Raw genomic sequence first — 25,936 nt, 5'->3', positions numbered from 1 at the left:
CGTCAATAACTGAGATTTATATTTTTTGTTTCATGCTTTCACCTTTCCGGATTACATCTTCTATCGTTCCTGCATTCAGGAATGCCTGTTCAGGTATGTTGTCTAATTCTCCGTCAAGAATCATTTTAAACCCTCGTATCGTGTCTTCTATATCTACGGTTACTCCCTCAATTCCGGAGAATTGTTCTGCAACGGCAAAAGGTTGCGAAAGAAATCTTTGTACACGTCGTGCTCTATTCACCGTTGTTTTATCTTCGTCCGATAGTTCTTCCATCCCTAAAATAGAGATGATGTCCTGAAGTTCTTTATAGCGTTGCAGGATTTGTTTTACCCGTTGCGCTGTGGTGTAATGCTCTTCACCAACGATTAGAGGATCAAGAATACGTGAGGTTGATTCTAATGGATCAACAGCCGGATAGATTCCAAGTTCGGTAATCTTACGGCTTAATACAGTCGTCGAATCAAGATGTGAGAAGGTGGTAGCCGGAGCGGGGTCAGTTAAATCATCTGCGGGTACATAGACAGCCTGTACGGATGTGATCGAACCATATTTTGTTGATGTAATTCGTTCCTGCATGGCTCCCATCTCTGAGGCTAATGTAGGTTGATACCCTACCGCAGATGGCATACGTCCCAATAATGCCGACACTTCAGAACCGGCTTGCGTGAACCGGAAAATATTGTCAATAAAGAACAGGATGTCTTTAGGGGCAGTTTCATCACCATGATCACGGAATGTTTCAGCCAAAGTAAGTCCAGAAAGGGCTACAGAAGAGCGTGCGCCCGGCGGCTCATTCATCTGACCAAAAACAAGAGTTGCCTGCGACTTGGCAACTTCATCATAGTCAATTTTGCTCAGATCCCAATGGCCGGCTTCCATACTTTTACGGAATTCGTCGCCATATCGTATTACACCGCTTTCAATCATTTCACGAAGCAAGTCGTTTCCTTCACGAGTACGCTCACCTACACCTGCAAAGACCGAAAAACCATTATGTTTCTTCGCAATATTATTGATCAACTCCATGATAAGTACCGTTTTACCTACACCGGCACCACCGAAAAGTCCAATTTTTCCACCTTTAGGATATGGCTCTAAAAGATCAATAACTTTTATTCCTGTATAAAGAACCTCTTGCGTGATGGTGAGGTCTTCAAATTTAGGAGGCTGTCTATGGATTGGTGCGCCTTCATCTTTATTTAAGGCACGCATCCCGTCTATCGGATTTCCTACTACATTTAAAAGACGCCCTTTAACTTGTTCGCCAAAGGGAACCATAATGGGATTGTTCGTTGCAATAGCTTCCATCCCCCTTCTTAAGCCGTCTGTACTATCCATTGCTATTGTCCGTACCGTATATTCTCCAATATGCTGTTGTACTTCGAGAATTAAGGGGGTATGTTCCGGACGGTTTACCACAATTGCATCGTGAATGGCGGGGAGTTCAACTCTTTCTGTATCTGTTGTATTAAATTGAATATCGACAACAGGGCCTATAATTTGTGTGATAACTCCTTTCTTTTCTTCATTCATTTCACTAAACCTGTTTTATTTCATTTTAGAAATTAATAATTTACCACAGTATTCATAAGAATATGAATCTATGTGGAAGATTTGTTTTATAAACGTGAACGAGCCAATGTAAAAGAACGTATCGTTTAAATTGTCATAAATATAACAACTATAAAATTAAAAGTACGGTTAACACGGATAATTTTTTTATTACTACCTTTGCACTACTCATTATAAAATACTCTACATCGCATGCACGAGAAAATTATCATTCTTGATTTTGGCTCGCAAACGACTCAACTTATCGGCCGCAGGGTACGTGAGTTGAATACATATTGTGAGATTGTTCCTTTCAATAAATTCCCTCAGGACGCAACAGGTGTAAAAGGAGTTATCCTTTCGGGAAGTCCTTATTCTGTGTACGACAAAAATGCGTTTAAGGCAGATCTTAGTGAAATAAGAAAAAAATATCCTGTTCTGGGTATTTGCTATGGTGCTCAGTTTCTTGCTTATACTTCGGGTGGCACTGTAGAATCTGCTAATTCGAGAGAATATGGTCGCGCTAAATTGACTTATATAGAAGGTGACAACCTTTTGTTGAAAGGTGTAGTTCCCGGTGCTCAAATATGGATGTCTCACGGGGATTCAATTACCACTCTTCCGGAATCATTCAGAGTTATTGCAAGCACGGATGATGTAAAAGCTGCGGCTTACAAAGTGGAAGGTGAAGAAACATGGGGTGTACAGTTTCATCCGGAAGTGTTTCATACCACCGATGGCACTAAAATATTAGACAACTTTCTTTCTATCTGTGGTTGTTCAAAAGATTGGACTCCGGCATCTTTCATTGAAGATACGGTTAAAGAATTAAAGGCACAGCTGAAAGACGATAAGGTTATTCTTGCTTTATCCGGTGGAGTTGATTCATCAGTTACTGCCGTGTTGCTAAATAAAGCAATCGGAAAGAATCTTACTTGTATTTTTGTTGATCATGGTTTGCTTCGTAAGAACGAGTTTGAAAACGTATTGCGTGACTATGAACATTTAGGCTTAAATGTTATAGGAGTGAATGCAAGCGAAAAATTCTATGCTCGTTTAGCCGGAGTAACAGAACCTGAAGAAAAACGTAAGATTATCGGTAAAGGTTTTATTGATGTATTCGACGAAGAAGCGCATAAATTGAAGGATATAAAATGGCTGGGTCAAGGTACGATATACCCGGATGTTATCGAGTCTTTATCAATAACGGGAACCGTTATAAAGAGTCATCATAACGTAGGTGGACTGCCTGAAAAAATGAATCTGAAATTAGTAGAGCCTCTTCGCCTTTTATTTAAAGATGAGGTGCGTCGCGTGGGTACAGAATTAGGCATGATGCCTCACTTGATTAAACGTCATCCATTCCCTGGACCAGGTTTAGGCATTCGGATACTGGGTGACATTACAGCAGAGAAAGTACGTGTATTACAAAATGCAGATGATATCTATATATCATTAATGAAAGAATGGGGGCTTTATGACAAAGTATGGCAAGCAGGTGCAATTCTGTTACCGATTCGTTCTGTAGGTGTAATGGGAGATGAACGGACATATGAAAATACGATTGCATTACGTGCGGTAACATCAACAGATGCTATGACTGCAGATTGGGCGCAATTGCCTTATGAGTTCTTAGCAAAAGTATCTAACGAAATTATCAATAAAGTAAAAGGGGTGAATCGTGTTGTTTATGACATCAGTTCAAAACCCCCTGCAACAATTGAGTGGGAATAATCATACGGTTGTTCGATATAAAACCTGATAGATAGAATTAGGGGGATGCAGATTGTGTTTTGCATCCCCCTTTTTGTGTGTGTTAACAATGGTATTAGAAAGTATATGCTAATCCAAGGGCGACTGTAAACGCATTTACGTCATAGTCTCCTTCAAATTTACGAGGTTGTTGTGTCAGGGTTGCTTTATCCGTATAAGATCCTTTGCGACCAAACCCTGTTACATAATTGAAGGCAAGATCAACAGAGAAGGAATCTGTCGGACGAAAAGAAAAACCGGTAGTCAATCCCAACTTATCCATACTTGGCGTTTCAGGATTCAGGAAATCACTCTTTACCGGAGATTCGTCATAATAAGCACCTAAGCGTAAATCAAAACGATGTGTTAGTGCGTATTGAGCACCTAATCTGTATATTATTGTATTTTCGTAATTTTTGGGTGCACTGATATTGTATTGGCTCAATGACTCTGGGCTAAACTCAACATCTAAGTTTTTATACGCACCCCAACCAACGAATTGTAATTCTCCGGAAAGAAGCCATTTTTCATTTGGTTTGTAGGTTGCGCCAATATTAAAATTCGATGGCAATGGTAATTCAGCTTCCAGTGTACCTTCATCTAATGCCGGAATCATCGCTCCCAGAATAGGCTTTAACTCTGTTTCATTGGCATAGAAAACTTTGGCTGTTCCTTCGCCAACGTTCATCATTACTTTGGAACGATAAGATACACCGACCGTAAATTGATCGGTAACATCAAACATTGCACCAATATTATAGCCTAACCTTACTCCTGCATCTCCGGATAACTCAGCATACACCGGGGTGGTATTTTTATATTTTTCCGCATATGGAGCCAACGGAGGCATAAGTGCCGCTAAGTCCGCCATATCACTTGATGAAAACAAAGCACGGCTAAGAGAGAAATTGCCAAACATAACCATTAATCCGGCTCCAATACTCAATCGGTCGAACGGGCGATAAGAAAGCGTTGGCTGTAAAGAAAATGCTTTTAACGAAATGTTTTGAATAAGGTGCGAACCTTTCCAGTTTTTCCCCCAGTTCATAGCACTACCGTATGGCGTAGTTAAACTAACCCCTGCGGAGAAATTATCGTAAATTTTAAATCCGGCATAGGCATAAAGAGGAGTACTTGGATCATTATCACTCTCGTGTTTATATGTACCGTCAAGGCTTGAATATTTAGCTGTGGAAAATATTCCTGCAACACCAAGTGACAGATCTACTTCTTTTTCAAGAAAACCAAGACCTGCCGGGTTAAAGTGCATGCTTTCCGCACCTAATTTCATTGCTGTTCCAACATGTCCCATACCGGCTTGCTTTGTGCTTTGAATATTTACCTGATAGCCCTCAGCTGCAGCATAAGATAAAGGAAGCATGGATATGCATGCATAAAGTATAATTCTCTTCATAAATTAATTAATTATTACGTGTACGTTCTGTTTCTTCTTATAACAAAACGCGTCAAAGATAGAAGTTTTTTTTGAAACCGCACACTTTGGTCGATAATGTGCATAAAAGCGGAACCTCCGGTGAATCACTTCAGCGGAGGCTTCTTTACACATTATTGAACATTTCTAACAATAACTAATACTATGTGTATGTATAGTTTCTTTTATAATGGAATATTACCATGTTTTTTTGGAGGGTTGCTATGGCTCTTGTTTTTAGCCATATCCAATGCCTGAATTAATTTGCGACGAGTTTGTTTCGGCAGAATAATCTCGTCGATATATCCTGCTTCAGCTGCACGATAAGGGTTGGAGAATTTCTCTTTATATTCTTCCATTGCTCTTTGTCTTGTCTCCTCATCAGATTTTCTGTAAAGAATATTTACAGCACCTTCTGCACCCATTACAGCAATTTCTGCAGTCGGATAGGCCAGATTTATATCTCCCCCGGTTTCTTTACTTGACATAACAATATATGCACCTCCGTAGGCCTTTCTGGTAATTAAGGTCACCTTAGGAACGGTTGCCTCTGCATAGGCATAAACAATTTTTGCTCCATGGCGGATAATACCGGCATGCTCTTGTCCGGATCCGGGTAAGAACCCCGGAACATCTTCGAATGTTACTAACGGAATATTAAAACAGTCGCAGAAACGAATAAAGCGTGCAGCCTTGTCGGAAGCATCAATATCGAGTACTCCTGCAAGATAAGCCGGTTGATTAGCAACAATACCAACAGAATGACCGGCCATACGGGCAAATCCTACAACAATGTTTTTGGCAAAATGAGGCATTACTTCAAAAAAGTATTGATCATCTACTACCGGTTCAATGATGTCTTTAATATCGTATGGAATATTCGGATCGGCGGGAACTGCTTCATTCAAAGCCTCTACCTCGCGATTAATATCATCGGTTATTTGTTTGATAGGTGCATCTTCCATATTGTTGGATGGAAGGAAGCTCAGTAACTCACGAATGCTCATCAAGGTTTCTTCTTCAGTGTTGCCTAAGAAATGGGCTACACCACTTTTACTGCTATGTGTATATGCACCTCCTAATTCTTCTTTGTCAACTTCTTCGTGTGTAACCGTTTTTACGACTTCGGGACCGGTTACGAACATATGACTTTTTTCTTTTACCATAAAGATAAAGTCGGTCAAAGCAGGAGAGTAGCATGCTCCTCCCGCACAAGGTCCTAAAATAGCTGATATTTGAGGTATCACTCCGGATGCCATCGTGTTTTGGTAGAAAATAGAGGCATAGCCGGCTAAACTATCCACGCCTTCTTGAATACGTGCACCGCCGGAATCATTCAATGCTATAACCGGAGCCCCATTCTTCAGTGCGAGATTCTGTACCTTAACAATTTTGGCTGCATTGGTTTTACTCAATGTTCCTCCATAAGCCGTAAAATCATAGGCATAAACAAAAATCTGACGTCCATCTATCTTCCCATACCCGGAAACGATACCGTCACCTGCTATTTTGGTTTTGTCCATACCGAAATTAGAGCAACGATGCGTTACGAATTTGTCCAATTCCACGAACGTTCCTTTATCTAATAACATATCAATGCGCTCACGGGCAGTCATTCGCCCTGCATCATGTATCTTTTGTATCTTGTTTGTACCACCACCCAGTTCGGCAGCTTTGTCTAATTCTTCAAACTTCTTATATAGTTGTTGCTCCATTATCTTCTTCTGCTATTAAGTCTAACATAATCAATACCTGATTTGCATTTACGGCATCTCCTTCCTGTACTAAGATTTCTTTAACAAAACAATCTGAGTTGACTTTGTAATTACTTTGCATTTTCATCGCTTCGATAACTATAGCCGTATCCCCGACGGATAAACGATCACCTACCTGAACCGGAATCTTCACTACTTTTCCGGGCATTGGAGAAGTAATGTTATCATTTTGCTTCTCTTTATTACTCTTCTTCATACGTAAGTATTTCGCTTGTGTATCCACAATATCTATCGAATAAGAGGAGAAATGCATATTCACCTTGTAATTCTTACCTCCGTTTGAACGAATCAGGCCGGCATTGTATGACTTGCCATCATGTAGAATTGAGCAAGCGCCATTTTCGGTCATCACAATATCGACATCATATACTACTCCGTCAATACTAACACTTACATTATTACCTTCTTTATTTATAAGGGAAACTTCCGCCACCCGGTCACCTATATGTATTTCCATACTGTTGTTCTTAGATTCTTAATACTCCTTTTTGCAATCCAAATTCTCTCCAGCGGCTGATCGGACGGTTGTCTTGCGGATTATCGTTTTTATTTTCTTCCAGATTAACTAAATAGTCAATATAAGAAGCAATTAATGCGATATTTTCCACCTCTTCATTGTCTAAATTTTCCTCCTGTTTCAACAGGTCGCTGTTTTTGGCAATAAAAGCAGTAGTATAGTCTCCATTCACAAAATCGGGCACGTCCATAATGCGGCGCAGATAACCGATATTTGTTTTAAGCCCGTTTATTCTGTATTCATAAAGAACACGTCTCATTCGTTCAATAGCGTATTTGCGATTAGTAGCCCATACGATCAGTTTTCCAATCATCGGGTCATAATAGATAGGAATCTCATATCCTTCGTAAATATTACTGTCAATACGAACCCCAATTCCGGTCGGTTCCATTAATTGGCGTATAACTCCCGGAGATGGCATAAAGTTATTTTCTGTGTCTTCTGCGCAAATACGACATTCGATAGCATGTCCGCGTTGAACAATATCACTTTGTTTGAAGCGAATAGGCTCTCCGTTTGCTACATGAATCTGCTCTTTTACAAGATCGATACCAAGAACCTCCTCCGTGATTGGATGTTCCACCTGGAGGCGCGTATTCATCTCAAGAAAATAAAAATTGCGATTTTTATCTACGAGGAATTCTATAGTCCCCGCGCCGATGTAGTGAACGGATTTAGCTGCTGCAACCGCTTTTTCACCCATTTCCTTACGCAGTTCGGGAGTCATAAGAACTGAAGGACTTTCTTCAACTATTTTCTGATTACGGCGTTGAACCGAGCATTCACGTTCGCATAGATGAATCACGTTCCCATGTTTATCTCCAAGTATCTGAAATTCGATATGGTGAGGTTCCTCAACGAACTTCTCGATGTACACCGTATCGTCTCCGAATGAAGAGAATGCTTCAGAGCGCGCGGTTTCATATGCTTCCCGTATTTCTTCTTCCTTGTTGATCAGACGCATCCCTTTTCCACCACCTCCCATAGAGGCTTTAAGCATAACAGGGAAACCGATCTCTTTACAAATTCGACGCACCTCCTCGAGGTCGGAGATGCTGTCTTGCGTACCGGGAACTACCGGGACACCGGCTGCGATCATTTGTTTACGGGCCATAATCTTATCACCCATAGAAATCATCGTTTCAGCAGTAGGTCCAATAAAAATGATGCCTTCTTTTTCACAACGGCGAACGAACTGTTCGTTCTCTGAAAGAAAACCATAGCCCGGATGAATAGCATCCGCTCCATGTTTTTTCGCTGCCTGAATTACGGCATCAATGTTAAGGTAGCTCTCAATAGACGATGCAGGGCCTATACAACACGCCTCATCGGCATATAAAACATGCTTCGATGTACGATCTGCTTCTGAAAACACAGCCACTGTCTGTATCTCCATCTCACGGCATGAACGCATGATGCGAACTGCAATTTCGCCCCTGTTGGCAACCAACACTTTTTTAATCATAATTCAATCAATTAAATTTTCAGGTATATACGATGCAGACCCTCTGGTCAGCACAGCAGAATTCAGTAGATAACTACCGTCATCTTTATACCAACAAACAAAAGAAAGCCCTTGTTTGTGGCTTCTTTCATTTTTCTACATTTTTACTACATTAACTTAATGTTAATTGTTTACTTACACCCTTATCCTCGAGGGTACAAATCTAAAAAATGAATGGCAGGTCTTCTGACTGACTCTTACTCCGACGCCTTCCCGGTTAACCAGTGGCAAAAGATTGTGTCAGAGCTATAAAGCAGAGTTTCACAGCAGCGGGCCTGTTCAGGATTTTCACCTGATTCCCTTTTAATCTTACTATTCCTGAACAAGAATAGAAGAACCAATTCGGGAGCAAATATAGAAAAAAAATAAATGATAAAACTTTATTTAGAGCCTGTTTAAATTTTTATTCGTGGCTTATTTCGATTTATTTTTTGTTTAGTTGTATATCCGCATGAATGAGCATAGCGGGCTATGTGATTGAATGCGGAGATGCCGATAAGCAAAAAAGAAGATGAAATAAGACCGAAACAAGCCCTCAAGAAATATCCTATAAAAATTAAAACAGGCATCTTAGATGCGTTTGCTCAGAGCTATTGGTTTGAAAAATCAAAATGTTTGCAAATCACCTGTTTTTGTGTCGGATTGATTCTGATCGCAAATGAGGCTTTTTGGGCTGACTTCTCTAACAAAATAACGAAGTATGTGCCTGAAGAGCAGAATTCGGGAGATGTTGTTTAAATTGTATTATCCGGCATGTCCGTTTTTTTAAAGATTTGTAAAAAGAAAAAAATCTAAAATTACGCAACTCTTTTTGAAGATAAAGGATATATTTCGAAAAATAACCTTTACGTCTCGGAAAATAATCTTTATATTTTGGAATACAACCTTTGTGTTTTTGGTGAAAAAACGGTCTTTATTTGTCATTATGAAATATTTATTGGTTTGAAACTATATAAACGAAAGAAAAATGAGGTTAAGTGCTTTTGAAGTGCGTAAGCAAAATGGTTAAAATAGTTTCTTTTTGTCTTGTCTTCACATGTTTCGCCAAATAACAATCAGATATAAAAAAATAGAGAATAAATTCAAAACAGATTCTTATATTTTATAAGTCAACATTTGATTGTAGTACCCTCTCGTTCTATATGAGTAATATTGCTTAATAAAGTTTCTGTATCTTTGCGCAAAGATTTGGTATGCAATGAATAAAGAACGGTTTTCAGTAAAAAGTAGAATGAAAAGTTTTTATTATGCTTTTAAAGGAATAAAAACATTGATCGTTGGAGAACACAATGCCTGGATACATTGTTTTGCGGCAATTTGTGTGATTATTAGCGGATTTTTACTGCATATATCTGCTACGGAGTGGCTTATGGTTGTTTTTGCTATTGGATTTGTTTTTGCAATGGAAGCGTTTAATTCTGCTGTTGAAATATTATGTGATTATGTCTCACCGGAACGTAGAGAGATGATTGGAAAGGTTAAAGATCTGGCTGCTGGCGCTGTATTGATTGCTGCTATTACTGCTGCTATAGTAGGAGGAATTGTATTCTTTCCTAAGATTGTTGCTCTTTTTTAATTAAAAAAAATATTTGCCGATGAACCGTTTGTTGCTATTGTGTTTGACTGTTTTACTTTTTTCGTCATTATCAGCTCAGACTATCGAAGTGAGTGGGAGCAGGAAGACAGTACGTACTACCGGGGATGTTTTTGCTGTAGCTATTCCTGCTGCTTGTCTGGTTTCTACCGTAGCTTTGCAAGACTGGGATGGTCTGAAGCAGGGAGCCTTGGCTGGTATTTCTACGGTAGGTACTGCGTTTATTTTGAAGGAGCTGATAAATAAAGAACGACCTGATAAAAGCGACAATAATTCTTTTCCTTCCATGCATGCGGCTGTTTCATTTACCGGAGCTGCTTTTATTCAGAAACGGTATGGATGGAAATGGGGAATACCTGCTTATGCTGCTGCAAGTTTTGTGGGATGGAGTAGGGTGTATGGTAAAAAGCATGATTGGTGGGATGTGGCGGCCGGAGCTGCATTGGGAGTAGCAAGTGCTTATGTGTTCACAAAACCCTTTGCTGAAAAATACAATTTGAGTATTGCCCCTGCTGCGGGAAAGGAACATATTGGTTTTTATGCTTCACTTCGGTTTTAAAAGAGAACCCGGCTTCGCATCACTGCGTTACCGGGTCTGAATGTGTTTATGTTTAATCTTAAAAATTGACTATTATTCATAATGCAGCGCTTCTGCCGGTTGGATTGTTGCTGAACGTTTGGCGGGATACCAAACTGACAATGCAATAACTATTACTAATAGTACGTAAGTCAGTAATGTGTTCAGTAAGAAACGACTTACCGTTATATCCATATAATCGGTAGATAGGGCATCCAGATAGGCCAGATTTATACAGACTAAAAGCGCGGGTACGGAAGCGATTGCCAGCATACAAATACTTTCCACGAGCATAAGCTTCATGATCTGTGATTTAGTTGATCCGACAGACATACGTAGCCCGATCTCTCCTTTACGCTTTTCAATCCGTAACCAGAATGTTCCTAACACACCGAGGAAGATATTAATAAGGAAAAAGATTCCAATTCCGATCCGGTAGTTTAATGTAGTTGTGATTCCGTACGACCAAAGATAATTCTCACGTACTTTTGTTAGCGGCATAATGTCTGCCAGAAAATAGTTGCCTATTGCGAGCTGTTGTTTCATTTCTTCTTTAAAACGGGAAGGAAAACCAGCTTGGTTTATGCCGGGTTTTGTTTTAATACAGATATCCGTTATTTCCCATATCTGTTGTTCTTTCTGTTTCAGAAGATCTACTTCACTAAATAGTTTGAAAATATACGCTCTCGGGCGTTCATATTCATGTCCTTTTATTTCATGGCTAACACCGGCAACAGAAACCAGACTACTGTCACCTCTCTCGTAGATTATCTTTCCGGTGGCATTTGTATTTTTGAATAACTTTCTGTTGGCTTCTAATGATAAAATAGCGGCTTCATTCTGTTTGATCGCTTTCTCTAATATCTCCGGATTATTACTGTCATAGGGAAACACGTTGAACATTCTAAAGTACTCCGGCGTGACTCTTAAAATCTGGCATTGAACAGATAAAGAATCAATGAAATAACCATTTGAACTATTACTTGTACAATAAGGATAAAACCATTGTCCGATGCATACTGATTCGATATCAGGATGAGATTTGATCCTTTCTATTATGCGCAGGAAGTTTCTGCCCGGTTCTTCGCTTCCCTCTTCGTAAGTGACGAATTTAGGATTATCATCTTTATAAGTAGCAAGTATGACGCGGTGAATATTTTGAATATCTGTGCCGGTTGAAGTTCTTGAATTAATTACCATAACGGAGAAGAAATCTACAACATACCACAGGATAATGAAAACCATGAAAAGTTCCAGAATAATCCAGATGTTCTTTCCCCGCTGACTCCAGATTTGTTTTAATATATGCTTTATCATGATGTTCTTATTTGTCGTTAATAGATTGTACAATAGGACGACGTGTTGCACCCCAGACCGGAATATAAGAAGAAAGGATATTCAGCACTAAGCAGACGACAAAAGCATAGGTGAAAACTCTCATATTGATCAACATAGATAGGGAGAGTGTCATGTTTGGCGTCATTTCCCATCTGCTCCCCAGTAAGAGGTCACGCATGAAATAGACGACGATATTAGAGACGATCAATCCTACTATTCCACCTAATAGGGTTAGGAGGAGGTTTTCTGCCAACATCTGGTTAATTAATGTACCTTTAGTTGCTCCGAATGCCTTTCGAATGCCTATCTCGCTGATTCGTTCTTGCATGCGAGAGGATGTAAGGCCTGATAAATTAACCGCAGGAACAAGCATAAATAGGAAGGCAATCAGTCCATATCTAATGATGACTTCATTAAAACTCGACCAATCATCAAGCTTTTTTACTTCTGATTGGAATACAGTAAGTATTGTTCTGTCGTCAATCGCATATTCCCAATCTGATATTGAGGTATTATATCTTTTTCTATTTACTTCAATCTCTTCTTTTATTATGGGGAAATCAGCAGGACTATCAGCCAAAATAAAGGTGGTGAAAATCCCCACAATACCACCTGCTCCGGCAAAATCTTTTATGGCAGGAATGGCTGTGTAAGGAATCCACAGTTCTGCATAAGCACGAGGGAGGGTAGATGATACATCTCTGACTACTCCTGTTATACTAAACTCTACATCATTGACTAATACTGTTTTGTTTAAAATGTCCGTTGTATTGAATAATCGTTTGGCTAATGATTCGCAAAGAACGACACGATGCATACCACTCTGAAACTCTTCTTCCGTATAAGGCTTACCTTTTATGAATGAATAATTGAATATATCAAAAAAGGCGGCATCTGTTGTATAAATACTACTGGCGTAAACATCCTTGCTACCCGGAATATTTGTATAAAAGTTTCCCAAAGCATATTGTAAATTAGATGAATTTGCCGCTGCTGAGACTGCACGGGGTGTTTTAAGTGGATAGTAACACTCTTTTACTGTTTGATAAGACATACTCCAATAGCTTTGCCCGTCTCCATTAACTCTTTTAGCTGTGGCTCTCTCCACAATCAACATCCGGTCACGGTTACTTTCCGGTGCTATATTGGCCGTGCGGATATGATAAACAATTGCCATAATCATGACCATTGTAATGGCGAGTCCCGTACCGAGTATATAAACCGCGGTATAGAACTTGTTTTGCCTGATGAGTTGCCATCCTTGTTTGAAATATAGTTTAAGCATAATTTGAGTTGTTGAGGAATGAATTACTGCACTTGTCGTCCATCGAAGAAGCGAATCGTGCGGCTGGTTTGCTGTGCTTGCGCTTCGTTGTGTGTTACCATGATAATAGTACGGCCATCTTCTTTGTTAAGCTTATGCAGTATGTCCATGACCTCAATACCCATTTTACTATCCAGATTACCGGTCGGCTCATCCGCAAGAATTATTTCCGGATTACCGATAATTGCACGGGCGATAGCTACACGCTGACATTGTCCACCGGATAACTGAGTGGGAAAATGGCGCATACGGTGACTAAGCCCTACACGCTCCAGTACGGCTTCAGCTGCTTTGCGGCGTTCGGAAGAAGATGTCTTACGATAGAGTAGGGGAAGTTCCACATTATCTAAGACATTGAGCGAATTAATCAGGTGGAAACTTTGGAACACGAATCCCAGATTATGGTTACGAAAGACCGCCAGTTCCTTGTCGTTCATCTTGTCCGTAATCTGATTATTAATCTCGATTGTGCCTGAACTCGGATTATCCAACAGTCCGATAATATTAAGCAAGGTGGATTTACCACATCCCGAAGGACCCATAACGGAGAGAAATTCGCCTTTTTTGACCTCTAAGTTTACATTCTCCAATGCCTGAGTTTCGATCTCTTTCGTGCGATAAATTTTATTGATGCCAGTTAACTTAATCATGACTTTCTATTTTATTGTTTTATTATTATTCGTGTTTTAATGCTTCGGCCGGTTGCATCTGTGCCGCTTTCCGAGCCGGTAAATAAATACCCAGAATGATCATACTTCCGATCAGCAGATACGTACCTCCGAATGTGATCAGAAAACGCAGAGCCGAATACGGTACGCGATACGTGTCGGGAACGTCAAAATAGAGTAAATTCCCGATATAAATAAGAGTAAAGGGAATTGTTAAAGCTAACAGGCACAACCCCTCTCCGTATAAATAATACCGGATACCCTGTTTGCTTGAACCTAAAGCCACACGTAATCCGATTTCTTCCTTTCTGGATTGCGTGCGGAGCCAGAATGTTCCTACGATACCGAAGAAAACATTTATCAATACGAATGAAACGATGGCGTTCTGTTTTTTAGTTTCATCTTGTTTCCACCCGATAATAACCTTACGCTGTTCTTTGATTTCCTTTGCACTGTAAACATACAGATTGTTTGCTGTTAGCCGGTCTCCCATTTCGCTTAACAGGTTATTCATTTCTTCCTGTGTGAATTGCTTTTTCATTCGTACACTTAATTCGATGGAGGTATTTCCGAACATTTGTATGTAACCTCTCAGGTTATTTCCTTTCATGCACTGATAGAAACAAGGTTCACTTTTTTTATAATCATCCTCCCGTATCGGGTTGCAGACCGCTACGACCGGTAATTCTTCTGTCCGGTTCTGACTGACTTTTTTCCCTTTACCTTTCTCGTTCGGGAAAAAGAGTTGTTCCATATCTTGAGATATAACTAACGGCTTGTCAGAATCTGCAAGTTGGGGAGCAATTGGATTGCCGTCTGTGTCTTTGATACGGAATACATCGAAGTACTCCGGCGAAACCCGTCGTACCTGAAAAGACTTTTGACTGGCTGCTACCGTATCGCCATTTATCGGATACAAACTTGTCCACGAATTTCCGAAAGAGTAAGGGGAGGAAAAGAAAGCAAGACAGGCGCCTTCTACCATTGGATGCTGTACGATTTGCTCACGTAAGCGAATCAGATCCTCAGCTCCGTCAGTTTCATTTATATAGCCGGGTGCATTCTCATTCAGGTTTTCCAATAGAAAGAACCAGACATTTTCGATGTCGTACCCTAAAGGCGAATTGTAGGTCTTTATATCTACGTAGGTAACGTCCGTTATTTGCCATAGAATAGCCGTGACTAAAACCAATTCGGCAAATATCCATCCGTTAGCTTTCCTGTTTTTCCAGATTTGTTTGAGTATATGTTTGAACATTTGAATTTCGTTTTATTGGGTTGTATTATTCTTGACTCAATGTGTCGGTTATCTTCTTTTTTGAGATATAGAGGGCAGGAATTCCGGCACTGAACAGGTTTAAAAGACCGGTAAACAAAAGAGCGGCAATGAATAGTCCGGGCTTGAACAGCATGTCAAAATTCAGTTGGGTTTCTGCCGTTAATAAGAAGCTTTTTCCGATAATAAGAAACAGGAATGACAAGATTGTTCCAATAGCCATCCCTATCAGGGTAAGGATTAGATTCTCCCATAATACCTGAGAAAGAATTTTTTGTGAAGTAGCTCCGAATGCTTTTCTAACACCTATTTCAGCTTGTCTCTTTTGCACGGACGATTGGATTACACCCGTCAGATTCAATGCGGGAACGAATAACAAAAACAGTAAGATAGAGCCCGTTTGTACGAGAAAATCTTTAATCGGTTTCTTGTTGAATCCGTTTGATCCCATGGCTATATCAAGTTTACTGATCGGATTGTTGAGAAAATCTACCACGTTCTCCTTTTTTCCTGCGTTATAGGCGGCCGTTCTCTTAGCCAATTCTTCTTTTATTTGCTCGAAATCAGCACGTTTTTTAGCGAGAATACATGTGCTAAATACACCTGCCATGTTTTCTAAAGAGTTGTTGATGCTGACTAATGAGTTTTTCGACGTATATGGAATCCAGAGGTCGGCGAATGCTTCTTGTGCTGCTCTTGATACTGGTGTGACTACACCTCTTATGGTGTATTCCGTGAAGTCAAGAATACAAGTTTTACCCACCACATCCGTAGTGCCGAAGACCTCTTTAGCCATCGTTTCGGATACAACAGCCGCTGCGATTCCGGAAGAGAAATCTTCTTTGCTGAATGGTTTACCGTTGATAAACTTAAAATCAAAGACATCCCAGAATCCGGCATCCGTATATTTAATTGAATAGAGGTTAAACATCCGTTTTCCGGGTAAAGAAATAGGTTTGTTCATGCTGAAAATAGCTGTAACTGCTTCGGCTGATTGCAAGGAGTAGAAGCATTCTCGGACTACCTCCGAAGACATATTTCCCCGGTTTCTGTTGCTTTCATTTTTAGCAGTAACCTGAGTTCCCTGTATATAGAGCATACGGTCACGTTTTGTCTCAGGTGCATAGTTGGCCGATTTGATCTGAAAAATCATGACCACTACCATAATCATAGCAATCGAGAAGGCTGTCCCTGCAATAGAAATGCTACTGACTAACGGATTCTCCCTGATAGATTGCAACGCTTGTTTAAAATATTGTTTATACATGGTTAGTTAAGTTTTATCTTATTTTTATTTATATAATCCTGCATGTTCGAAACAACGACCTCGTCTCCTTCCTGTAACCCGCTGATTACTTCTACCTGTTCGAAATTGCTTTCTCCCAAAGCTACCTTGCGTTTGAGGAGCTGATCTTTATTGACAACAAAAAGTTCATAATCTCCCGGTCCTACATAATAGCTCCCATTAGCAATGCGAAGCACATCATCTTTGATGGAATTCATCACATAGACATCAGACTTTAATCCCGAACGCAAACGAGGATGGTTGTTTTCCTCCAACTGGACGATGAAAGAGATAACCCCGTTTTTAGAAAGAGGCGTAACCTCACTGACAAAACCCGGTAATTTGTCGCTGCCAATCTTTACAATGACGCGACTTCCTGCCCCTATACGATCGCCATACGTGTCGGCTATTTCTCCCTCTATTTTGAAACGTGAGAGATCCGAAACAATTGCCACGCGTTCACCTTGCGCTACCTGCGATCCGATTTCATTATTGACGAAGGTCAGTATCGCTTTCCTTGGAGCCCGTATCTGGGCATCGTCCAACGTACGTTTCGTCTCCGCCAGACTCTTGCGGAATATTTCTAATTCAAGCTCTTTTACTTTCAGATCAGCTTGTGCTAACTCCTTCTCGTTCTCATATTTCTGCTCGTCTTCATTCAATTGAAGCTGTCCCACATTATAACTGAGTTCTACCTGTCGCACCTTATCCGTTGTTCCTGCACCAAGACTGTCTAAATATTGTTCATTCTTCAATTCTACCGCTTTTCGGTTTAGTTCCATACGAGAAACCTTCAACTTCATTTCCATCTCAGAAAGCTTCCCTTTTGTTGAAATACGAAGCTGCTCTAATTGAAGTTGCTTCATCTTCTCTTCATCAAGTAGTTTATTATAGTCGGTTTCCGCACTCTGCAAATCCAATTTCAGAATCGGTGTTCCTACTTCAACCGAATCTCCCCCTTTTTTATACACTTCCAGAATACGAGAATTGATCGGCGAGTTGATAATTTCTTCAAATGCAGGTATAACCTTTCCCGATGCATTGACTGAAATCTCGATACTACCTTTATCCACAACAGAAAAAGTCAGACTTTTCCTCTTCAGATTCGTTTGTAGAAAGGACATTCCGAAAGCAATGAGTACAATAGCCGCCAAAATACCGCCTCCCCATTTCGTTAACTCCTTTATTTGTTCTTTCTTTCTGACTTCTTTAGGTATTTCTCTATCCATTTTATTCTTTATTTATGACTATCTTATTTTATTAAAAACACATCCTCTTTTTATTTTTATTCTGTCTTAGTGTTTGCCGAAGAACTTCGGCAGACTATTTAGCTAAATAAAAAAGACTAAACAACCTGATATTATAGCTTCAACACAGATTTAAAATAAATAAAGATTGCTTTTTGTTTTTTGCCATTTAAAAGGCAAAGTGTATGCCAAAAATATAACTGATTGAATATGTGTGGTGTAGGAAATATCTTAATGTTCGATTTCGAACAATCTGTCCATTTTCACAAAATACCTGTATCTTTACATGGTATAAATCAAATTACATTATGTCAATCTTAACAGATTTCGATCTACATATAGAACAAGCTCGCGAATGCATACGCGGAGCTGTACAAAAAACGCCGTTACAATACAATAAACGAATCTCTACCCGGTATGGTGCTACGGTTTATCTGAAAAGGGAAGATCTGCAAATAGTTCGCTCCTATAAGCTTCGTGGAGCTTATAACATGATTAAAAGTCTGGATAAAGACTTGTTGAAAAAAGGAGTAGTTTGTGCGAGTGCCGGTAACCACGCACAGGGCTTTGCTTTTAGTTGTAACGAAATGCAAATTAAAGGGGTGATCTTTATGCCTAAAACGACACCCAAACAAAAAATAAAACAGACCAAGATGTTCGGTAAAGAATTTGTCGAAGTGATTCTTGAAGGGGATACCTTTGACGATTGTGCTGATGCGGCTAAAAAATATACCGCCGAACAGGATATGACCTTTGTGCCTCCTTTTGATCATCCACGAATAATAGAAGGACAAGGAACTATTGCGGTTGAAATACTTGAAGAACTCAAAGGCGTGGATTATTTGTTTATTCCTGTTGGCGGTGGAGGATTATGCGCCGGCGTTGGTGCCTATATGAAAGAACATTCGCCAAACACGAAAATTATCGCAGTTGAACCTCAAGGGGCTGCTAGTATGAAAGCCGCATTCGAAGCCGGGGGGCCGGTAACGCTGAATAAAATTGATAAGTTTGTGGATGGAGCCGCAGTGAAACGAGCCGGTGATATTACTTATCCTATATGTAAACAAGTAGTTGATGATATTTGCCTTATACCCGAAGGAGAGGTTTGTTCGGCAATTCTCCGTATATATAATAAAGATGCGATTGTTATTGAGCCGGCTGGGGCATTGGCTGCCGCTGCAATTAAACACTACCGCGAAGAGATAAAGGGGAAAACGGTGGTAAGTATTATCAGTGGGAGTAATAATGATATCGACCGTATGCAGGAAATCAAGGAACGTTCCCTGCTCTTTGAAGGCCTGAAGCATTATTTTATTATCCGCTTTACACAGCGTCCAAGTGCCTTGAAAGATTTTGTCAATAAGGTGCTCGGTCCGCATGATGATATTGTCCGTTTTGAATACATGAAAAAGAATGAAAAAGAAAGCGGACCAGCGTTAGTTGGAATTGAGCTGAACAGTCCCGAAGATTATGATCCGCTGATCTCTCGTATGTACGAGTATGAATATGATTTTACTGTACTGAATAAAGACAGCGACTTGTTCGGGTATTTAGTTTGATTTTTTTCAACGATATTGATTTTTTATGAAAACTTACTGACAGACTGTTGTCAAATAGGTTGGTTATCTTTGTGACATAGTCAAACTAAAAAACAATAGATTATGAAAATTAACAGTGCAGAAATTAGAAATCTTGAACCTATTGAAACAATTGCTATCTCACATGTAGGGGATTATTCCGGTATTGCCGGTGCATTTGAAAAACTTGCCGCATGGGCTGGGGCAAATAATTTATGGGCTGCATCTCCTAAAATGGCAGGTGTTTATCATGATGATCCAACAAATACCCCGGTAGAGAAACGCCGTTCTGAGGCTTGTCTGGAAAATATTTCAGGAATTGAGCCGGGAGAGGGTATGAAGAACTTCACCATAAGCGGAGGAAAATATTTTGTGATGCAGGTTGAAGTAACAATGGCCGAATATAGTGAAGCCTGGATGCAGGTCTATGCTGCCGTTAACGATAAAGGTTACGAGTGTGATTCTCGTGATCATTATGAATTATACGTGAGTTGTGCCGGAGATGTTCAGGATACTGATGCTCCCTGGGTAGTTGAACTTCGTATTCCGATTAAATAAATACGAATTAATTAGTGGAATTATCCATGTCTTTGTGCTCAAATATAAAAATACTCCGATGAAAATAAACAATTAATAGTTGGTTTAATCAAACTGACGCACATGAAAGTTTATGGATAATTTCACATGATGAATATGAAAGCCTTGTATTACATATAAGTTGAATATTTATTCTTTATCTTTACAAGGGAATACTAAAAATAAATCGTATGAAAAATCTAATATGGAGTTTGCTATGCAGTGTACTTTGTCTGCAGGCAACGTTGGCACAATCTAATTATCAGCCAACAACAGAAAATCTGAAAGCAAGAGAAGATTTTCGGGATAATAAGTTCGGTATTTTTATCCATTGGGGGATTTATAGTATGATGGCAGATGGTGAATGGGTAATGAATAATAAGAATCTGAATTATAAAGAATATGCGAAATTAGCCGGCGGTTTTTATCCTGCCGGATTTGATGCGAAAGAATGGGTGGCGGCTGTAAAGGCTTCAGGAGCAAAATACATCTGCTTTACAAGTCGGCATCACGATGGTTTTTCCATGTTCGACACAAACTATTCGGATTATAATATTGTTAAAGCAACTCCATTCAAACGCGACGTAATAAAGGAATTGGCCGATGAGTGCCATAAACAGGGCATTAAACTTCATTTCTATTATTCCCATATCGATTGGTATCGTGATGATTATGTTCCGCGGGGAAGGACAGGGTTGAAAACAGGACGTACTACGACGGGAGAATGGAAGACGTATTATGAATTTATGAATAACCAATTGACAGAGCTGTTGACCAACTATGGAAATATCGGTGCGATTTGGTTTGACGGATTATGGGATCAGGATCAGAATCCGGAATTTGATTGGGAATTGCCCGAACAATATGCCTTAATTCATCGTTTGCAACCAGCTTGTCTTATAGGAAACAACCATCATCTTGTTCCGTTTGAGGGAGAAGATATTCAGATCTTTGAACGTGATCTTCCCGGAGAAAACAAAGCTGGTTATTCAGGAGAATCCGGGATAAGTGTAACTCTTCCGTTGGAAACTTGTGAAACGATGAATGGCATGTGGGGATATAAAATAACCGATCAGAATTATAAGTCAACGAAAGAGCTGATTCACTATCTGGTAAAAGCAGCCGGAAAAAATGCCAACTTGTTAATGAATATAGGTCCGCAACCAGACGGACGATTCCCTGCTGTAGCAATCGAACGATTGAAAGAGATGGGAGAGTGGATGAATACCTACGGCGAAACAATTTATGGTACACGTGGCGGTATGGTTCCTCCAAGAGATTGGGGCGTGACAACACAGAAGGGCAATAAATTGTATGTTCATATACTAAACTTAGAAGACAAAGCCTTATTTGTCCCTTTGACAAGTGAAAAAATAAAAAAGGCCGTCGTATTTAAAGACAAAACACCCCTGAAATTTTCGCAAGATAAAGACGGAGTCGTGTTGAAATTCTCAGAAGTCCCGACAGATATAGACTATGTAGTAGAACTAACTTTTTGAGGAAACCGTTAATCGTATATACGGTTGATTATGGGTTTAAATATTTACCTCCGATCTGTTAGTTTCAGTGCGTCAAACAGTTTCGTCAAAGTATCCATTTTTATGATCTTTTGCCCGCTTACATTTATACCTCGCAGTAGTGCAATGTATATCATTTAGTATTCAATTTACTTGTATCCAAATCCGTTTGTTCTTTGGCTCTACCCCACAGTTCCGATGGAGTAAGATTGGTCTCTATTAATTCTACGGGCACCCCTCCATCATTTATTATAGCCACTCGGTAGCCCGAAATAGGCTCATAAGGTCCCAATAAGATTTCGTAACCTTCTACGGCTTCCTCCAGATTGTCAATCTGAATGCCTACGTGCGGAACAGTTTTGATAAGCGGATGTAAAGGGCTATCCGCCGTAAACCGATGATACTGTATTCTGAAATCGCCATCTACATCGGAAGTGTACATACCAAACGCTTCACTAAATTTCTCATTTGGACGTACCTCTGTTGTCGGTATTCCCATATGATGATAACGGTATTCTTGATTGAATTTCATTTTTTATGGCATTTAATCAGATAAAAAGGATAGCTATCTTCTTTTATTTCTGCTATTTCAAATAGTCCAGCATTGCAAAAGTCTTCTTGTATTGTTTCTCTATCATAGAAGAATAGTTGTACACCTCCAAACATTTCAAATCGATCTTTACCTATTGCCTTGCCTTGTCCGTAGCTCTGAGCCTCCTTTGTTATGGAGGTGAAGAATAAATAACCGCCCTCAGATAATTGTTTATAACAGTCTGAAATAAGTTTTGCCCTTTCGTTGCGATCTAATAAATGAATCAAGGCATAGCAAAATATCCCATCGTATTTTTTTTGGTCGAAAGGCATGTCCAGAACAGATCCATGATAAATGGTCATATCTGTTCCATAGTGCTTCTTTGCCAATTCAATTGCGGTTTTTGAGATTTCAATACCTGTTACAGTCATACCGCTTTCTCTGAAAATTTGAGCATTTCGACCATAACCAATACCTGGAATTAAAACGTTTTTAATGTTTTTTTTCACGAAAAAATCCTTTGTGAATAGAGCTGACCGAGCAGGGTCAAATCCCCACATTTCCTGTTTTTTAATAAAATTTTCTTCCCAAAATTCAGTCATATTGTATTTTCAATGCAGCAATAGCTTCGAGGTACTTTCCATAATTGCCTTATTTGTTCTCCGTAAACAAAGATACACTCTTCACCCGAATAATTTATAACATCAGCAATATTACATACTTACTTAACATTCTTGAGAGTTTTAGAAATCAATAGACTTAAAAGAACATCGAATCTTGTCATAAATGATCTCATCACAAGTGAGTGTAGAAAAAACAGTTTAACCATGTAAATGGAAAATCCGGTTCAGGTAGAACACTAACACCAAGTAATGATGCAATTTGATGTTACGGTATTAGATTCTACATAGCATTCAAATCTATACTTTTTGATATGCCGATGTTTTCAATAAAATTTCTATCATGTGAAATAACAAGAATAGTTCCCCTGTAATTTTTAATAGTATTGGTTAGAATCGAGAGACTTGATAAATCAAGATTATTGGTTGGCTCATCCAGAATAAACATATCAGGGATATTGTTTGAAATCATTAGACAACACAAATAAAGTCGCATCCTTTCGCCACCACTTAATACCAAACAACTCTTATCCCATGTTTCTTGTGGAAATAACGCCCTGCTTAACCTTAGTTTTATTTCATGGTCTAATAAATTGTTTTTGTTATACTCCTGTGCGAGTTCAAGAATGGTCAAATCTCTATTTACTTGACTGTAGTTCTGGTCAATGTATATATACGAAAAATCCGTTTTTTTTATCTCGCCCGACGTTGGAGATAGCTCTCCTATCAATAATTTGATTAAGGTTGTCTTACCTGTCCCATTATTTCCTGTTAATTGAATACGCTCGCCACTTCGTATTTCTGTGTTTAAAGGATTTTGCCATACTGTTTTGTCTTTGGTATATTCAAAATTTACATTAATAGCCGAAGCCAGTAATTTGCCATTATGTAACTGAGCATCCTCAAAGTCGATTTTGAGTTCACAGTTCGCATCTTGCTTTTGTCGTAAGTCTTTTAGTTTTTGTTGATTGTTGTAAATAATATCAGAATGCTTCTCTTTTAATTTGGCAGTACTATTTTCAGCTAAATTACTACGTGCATTCATCACGATTCGTGCAACCCCACCTTTTTGTTTGCTTTTGTTTCCTTGTGATATACGCTTATCTTGGCGTTGCTGAACTTCTTGTGCCTTTTTTTGAACTGAACGCAAGTTTGCTTCTTCAGAATTAATCTGTTGTTCTAATGCTTTTTCTTCAATTTTTTTTTGCTCTTTATAAAAAGTGTAATTTCCGCCATAAACTTTTATGCCTTTTTCTGACAATTCGTATGTCGTATCAAGAAGGTTGAGTAAGGTTACATCGTGACTTACAACGATAATAGTAGCTTTACAATTAGCAATATAGTTATAAAGCTTCTCCCTTGTAATTTGATCTAAATGATTGGTCGGTTCATCAAGTAAGATAATATCGGGCTTATGAATCAACAATCCCGCAAGAAAAACTTTGCTTTTCTCCCCACCGCTCAGCGAATCTAAAGGAGATGTCAAATCAATGTTAGTCAATCCCCAATAATCAAGTGCAGATCTGCAACGAGACTCAATATTCCAATTGTCTTCCAATAATTCATAATAGACATAATCACTACTTCCATTGCTTATGGCATACAAAGCTTTGATTTTTTTATCAACACCTAGGGCTTCGGATATATTTTGTTTTGTAATCCCTATTTGTTGTGGTATATAATATGGTTGTGATGGGTGTTGGATAGTCCCAACAGGAGGTGTAAGTTCTCCCGCAAGTAACTTTAGCAGAGTAGATTTTCCTGTTCCGTTGTTACCAATAATAGAAACTTTCCTGTTTGATGAAACAGAAAAATTGACATGCTCAAATAATGCTTGCAGATTGGAGTAGTGATAAGAAACATCACTAATGATAATACTCATGTATATACAATTAATAGCGGTCTTGCGTAAAGACCAATTAAACCGAAATCTATTTTAAAATCTCACGGTGTCGGTTTAATAAAACCAACTATTAATTGTTAATTTTCATTGGAGTATTTTTGAATTCAAGGGCAAATATAATGAACTTCCTCAAATTGACCAAGTTTTTTCTGCTTTTCACCAGAAAATCAATTTGATAGACATATTTATCTTTGTTTTCAGAAAAAATAATCTATTCATTAAATAGCTTGAATCAGAAAGAATGGAAGCCGTTATTTATTCCGTTCGCAAAAGCGAGAAAAAGAATAATCCGTAATTACGCAAAAGGAACCAAAGGATTGTTTGCCAGAATTATTGCTAAGATAAGTGCTCTTACAATCCTTCAATATATCAACAAAATTAATAATAAGCCCATTGGACAGATTAAATATGCTCTAATTTAATTCCGCCAACGGGTTAATTTTATTTATTATTGCCTATCAGATTCATCATCTCTCCAGTGTTCCGGCCTGTTGAGCGTTTCAGAACATCTTATCTTCCCTTTTACTGTATCAAATTTGTTTTCACCAATTGGGAGAACCATCCAGTAATCGGCATATTCATTCGGAATAGGGTAAGGCGCAGGATATCCCAAGCCTCCTGCATCCGGAATAAAACCATGTTTTGGATAATATTCCTTATGCCCTAATACAAAAATAAGATGTGCACCCCTTTCTTGTAATAGTCGGATGCCTGCTTTGATTAATAATCCTCCGACACCTTGTTGCTGAAATTCGGGGATAACGGCTAAAGGAGCCAAAATGTGTATCATGGGATGTTCTTCTACTCCCTCGATATAGGCTCTTGTGAAAAGAATATGTCCGATAGCCTTGTTGTCGTAAAACGCCAGTAAGGAAACTATTGGCTCGGCAGTTTCATCAGTTAATAGTTCTGCTACTAATTTAGCTTCTTTGTCATAACCAAATGCTTGTTTTTCAACGGTCATTATGTTGTCAAAATCACTTGTATTTGTTTCTTTGATTTGTATTTTTTTTAAGTCCATGACTAATATTGTTAAGTTAGATAATTATGCACAAAAAAGCGTTTACTTTTTCGGCGCAACACATAATTAATAAAAAAGACAATAAAAAAACTACTGACAAGAGTTTGCCAGTTATCCATAGACGTCTGTTTTTAATATTACTACGTCAAAAGTAGTGAAATTTTCTACCCGTTTCTACCATATGAGATTTTGGTAGAAACAGGCGTTGATATTGCCATATTATCACAGTATAGACCATATACTCACATACGGTTGCATGCGTCATGTTAGCCCTTAAAAAACAAGACAAAATAAAAAAGAGCAGCCTTTTGAGCTACTCTTTTTATGTTTTAACCAGCGGAGAGACAGG

Annotated in this window: 23 protein-coding genes, 1 pseudogene and 1 riboswitch; of the genes and pseudogenes, 8 read left to right on the top strand and 16 right to left on the bottom strand. The window is 39.0% G+C overall.

Features of this window, described 5'->3' with window-relative positions:
* Window positions 1–16: 16 nt before the first annotated feature.
* Window positions 17–1,534, bottom strand: coding sequence for a F0F1 ATP synthase subunit beta (atpD, locus tag PHT93_RS10885; RefSeq protein WP_300242777.1), 1,518 nt, complete (start codon window positions 1,532–1,534; stop codon window positions 17–19).
* Between the two features lie 231 nt (window positions 1,535–1,765).
* Between atpD and guaA the strand changes: the two genes are divergently transcribed.
* Window positions 1,766–3,286 carry a glutamine-hydrolyzing GMP synthase gene (gene guaA / locus PHT93_RS10880; protein WP_300242775.1) on the top strand — a complete coding sequence of 507 codons (1,521 nt, stop codon included), beginning with the start codon at window positions 1,766–1,768 and terminating at the stop codon, window positions 3,284–3,286.
* 94 nt (window positions 3,287–3,380) lie between these two features.
* Here the strand turns inward: guaA and PHT93_RS10875 are convergent, their stop codons facing one another.
* The 4 genes from PHT93_RS10875 to accC form a co-directional block, all read right to left on the bottom strand.
* Window positions 3,381–4,718, bottom strand: coding sequence for an outer membrane protein transport protein (locus tag PHT93_RS10875; RefSeq protein WP_300242773.1), 1,338 nt, complete (start codon window positions 4,716–4,718; stop codon window positions 3,381–3,383).
* 203 nt (window positions 4,719–4,921) lie between these two features.
* The gene (locus PHT93_RS10870) at window positions 4,922–6,454 is read right to left on the bottom strand and encodes an acyl-CoA carboxylase subunit beta (protein ID WP_300242797.1); all 1,533 of its coding nucleotides are present in this window, start codon (window positions 6,452–6,454) and stop codon (window positions 4,922–4,924) included.
* Window positions 6,432–6,968 carry an acetyl-CoA carboxylase biotin carboxyl carrier protein subunit gene (locus PHT93_RS10865; RefSeq protein ID WP_300242771.1) on the bottom strand — a complete coding sequence of 179 codons (537 nt, stop codon included), beginning with the start codon at window positions 6,966–6,968 and terminating at the stop codon, window positions 6,432–6,434. Before PHT93_RS10865 ends, PHT93_RS10870 begins: the two co-directional genes overlap by 23 nt.
* Window positions 6,969–6,978: 10 nt before the next feature.
* On the bottom strand, window positions 6,979–8,493 hold the full coding sequence (accC, locus tag PHT93_RS10860; protein WP_300242769.1) for an acetyl-CoA carboxylase biotin carboxylase subunit: 1,515 nt from the start codon (window positions 8,491–8,493) through the stop codon (window positions 6,979–6,981).
* Window positions 8,494–8,690: 197 nt separating this feature from the next.
* Window positions 8,691–8,889, bottom strand: a riboswitch (cobalamin riboswitch).
* A 132-nt stretch (window positions 8,890–9,021) separates the two neighbouring features.
* Here accC and PHT93_RS10855 point away from each other — a divergent pair.
* The 3 genes from PHT93_RS10855 to PHT93_RS10845 all read left to right on the top strand — a co-directional run bounded on the left by PHT93_RS10855 (window position 9,022) and on the right by PHT93_RS10845 (window position 10,685).
* Window positions 9,022–9,270, top strand: a complete 249-nt coding sequence (locus tag PHT93_RS10855; RefSeq protein WP_300242766.1) for a hypothetical protein — start codon at window positions 9,022–9,024, stop codon at window positions 9,268–9,270.
* A gap of 460 nt (window positions 9,271–9,730) precedes the next feature.
* Window positions 9,731–10,108, top strand: coding sequence for a diacylglycerol kinase family protein (locus PHT93_RS10850; RefSeq protein ID WP_300242764.1), 378 nt, complete (start codon window positions 9,731–9,733; stop codon window positions 10,106–10,108).
* Window positions 10,109–10,127: 19 nt separating this feature from the next.
* Window positions 10,128–10,685 (top strand): phosphatase PAP2 family protein, encoded by a 558-nt coding sequence (locus tag PHT93_RS10845; RefSeq protein WP_300242762.1) that lies wholly within the window; start codon window positions 10,128–10,130, stop codon window positions 10,683–10,685.
* A gap of 72 nt (window positions 10,686–10,757) precedes the next feature.
* Here the strand turns inward: PHT93_RS10845 and PHT93_RS10840 are convergent, their stop codons facing one another.
* The 6 genes from PHT93_RS10840 to PHT93_RS10815 are packed head-to-tail and all read right to left on the bottom strand — an operon-like array spanning window position 10,758 to window position 17,823.
* Window positions 10,758–12,020, bottom strand: a complete 1,263-nt coding sequence (locus PHT93_RS10840) for an FtsX-like permease family protein (protein ID WP_300242759.1) — start codon at window positions 12,018–12,020, stop codon at window positions 10,758–10,760.
* A gap of 7 nt (window positions 12,021–12,027) precedes the next feature.
* On the bottom strand, window positions 12,028–13,326 hold the full coding sequence (locus tag PHT93_RS10835; protein ID WP_300242757.1) for an ABC transporter permease: 1,299 nt from the start codon (window positions 13,324–13,326) through the stop codon (window positions 12,028–12,030).
* Between the two features lie 23 nt (window positions 13,327–13,349).
* Complete coding sequence (locus PHT93_RS10830) at window positions 13,350–14,015, bottom strand: ABC transporter ATP-binding protein (protein WP_300242754.1); 666 nt, start codon at window positions 14,013–14,015, stop codon at window positions 13,350–13,352.
* A 25-nt stretch (window positions 14,016–14,040) separates the two neighbouring features.
* Window positions 14,041–15,291, bottom strand: a complete 1,251-nt coding sequence (locus tag PHT93_RS10825) for an FtsX-like permease family protein (RefSeq protein ID WP_300242752.1) — start codon at window positions 15,289–15,291, stop codon at window positions 14,041–14,043.
* A 25-nt stretch (window positions 15,292–15,316) separates the two neighbouring features.
* Window positions 15,317–16,576: an ABC transporter permease gene (locus PHT93_RS10820; RefSeq protein ID WP_300242750.1), complete on the bottom strand. Its 1,260-nt coding sequence runs from the start codon at window positions 16,574–16,576 to the stop codon at window positions 15,317–15,319.
* Window positions 16,577–16,578: 2 nt separating this feature from the next.
* Window positions 16,579–17,823 (bottom strand): efflux RND transporter periplasmic adaptor subunit, encoded by a 1,245-nt coding sequence (locus PHT93_RS10815; protein WP_300242748.1) that lies wholly within the window; start codon window positions 17,821–17,823, stop codon window positions 16,579–16,581.
* Between the two features lie 326 nt (window positions 17,824–18,149).
* On the opposite strand from PHT93_RS10815, the gene ilvA reads away from it, so the two are divergent.
* From ilvA to PHT93_RS10800, 3 genes are all read left to right on the top strand, one after another.
* Window positions 18,150–19,400 (top strand): threonine ammonia-lyase IlvA, encoded by a 1,251-nt coding sequence (gene ilvA, locus PHT93_RS10810; RefSeq protein WP_300242746.1) that lies wholly within the window; start codon window positions 18,150–18,152, stop codon window positions 19,398–19,400.
* Between the two features lie 102 nt (window positions 19,401–19,502).
* The gene (locus PHT93_RS10805) at window positions 19,503–19,976 is read left to right on the top strand and encodes a GyrI-like domain-containing protein (protein ID WP_300242744.1); all 474 of its coding nucleotides are present in this window, start codon (window positions 19,503–19,505) and stop codon (window positions 19,974–19,976) included.
* Between the two features lie 209 nt (window positions 19,977–20,185).
* Window positions 20,186–21,493, top strand: a complete 1,308-nt coding sequence (locus tag PHT93_RS10800) for an alpha-L-fucosidase (RefSeq protein ID WP_300242742.1) — start codon at window positions 20,186–20,188, stop codon at window positions 21,491–21,493.
* Window positions 21,494–21,537: 44 nt separating this feature from the next.
* Here PHT93_RS10800 and PHT93_RS10795 read toward each other — a convergent pair whose 3' ends face one another.
* The 4 genes from PHT93_RS10795 to abc-f all read right to left on the bottom strand — a co-directional run bounded on the left by PHT93_RS10795 (window position 21,538) and on the right by abc-f (window position 24,545).
* Complete coding sequence (locus PHT93_RS10795; RefSeq protein WP_300242740.1) at window positions 21,538–21,648, bottom strand: DUF1697 domain-containing protein; 111 nt, start codon at window positions 21,646–21,648, stop codon at window positions 21,538–21,540.
* On the bottom strand, window positions 21,645–22,043 hold the full coding sequence (locus PHT93_RS10790; RefSeq protein ID WP_300242738.1) for a hypothetical protein: 399 nt from the start codon (window positions 22,041–22,043) through the stop codon (window positions 21,645–21,647). The genes PHT93_RS10795 and PHT93_RS10790 overlap by 4 nt, the downstream gene beginning before the upstream one ends.
* The gene (locus PHT93_RS10785) at window positions 22,040–22,645 is read right to left on the bottom strand and encodes a class I SAM-dependent methyltransferase (RefSeq protein WP_300242736.1); all 606 of its coding nucleotides are present in this window, start codon (window positions 22,643–22,645) and stop codon (window positions 22,040–22,042) included. The genes PHT93_RS10790 and PHT93_RS10785 overlap by 4 nt, the downstream gene beginning before the upstream one ends.
* A 301-nt stretch (window positions 22,646–22,946) precedes the next feature.
* Window positions 22,947–24,545: a ribosomal protection-like ABC-F family protein gene (abc-f, locus tag PHT93_RS10780; RefSeq protein ID WP_300242734.1), complete on the bottom strand. Its 1,599-nt coding sequence runs from the start codon at window positions 24,543–24,545 to the stop codon at window positions 22,947–22,949.
* A gap of 251 nt (window positions 24,546–24,796) precedes the next feature.
* Between abc-f and PHT93_RS10775 the strand changes: the two are divergent.
* Window positions 24,797–24,988: pseudogene (locus tag PHT93_RS10775) on the top strand (IS982 family transposase); the annotation flags it as partial.
* 26 nt (window positions 24,989–25,014) lie between these two features.
* Here the strand turns inward: PHT93_RS10775 and PHT93_RS10770 are convergent.
* Window positions 25,015–25,587 carry an N-acetyltransferase gene (locus tag PHT93_RS10770; protein WP_300242731.1) on the bottom strand — a complete coding sequence of 191 codons (573 nt, stop codon included), beginning with the start codon at window positions 25,585–25,587 and terminating at the stop codon, window positions 25,015–25,017.
* Between the last annotated feature and the right edge of the window lie 349 nt (window positions 25,588–25,936).

The organism is Massilibacteroides sp. (assembly GCF_028705895.1).
In the GTDB taxonomy this organism is placed as follows: domain Bacteria; phylum Bacteroidota; class Bacteroidia; order Bacteroidales; family Tannerellaceae; genus Massilibacteroides.
Note: the sequence above shows the minus strand (reverse complement) of the source record. Positions and strands in the feature narration are given on the sequence as shown.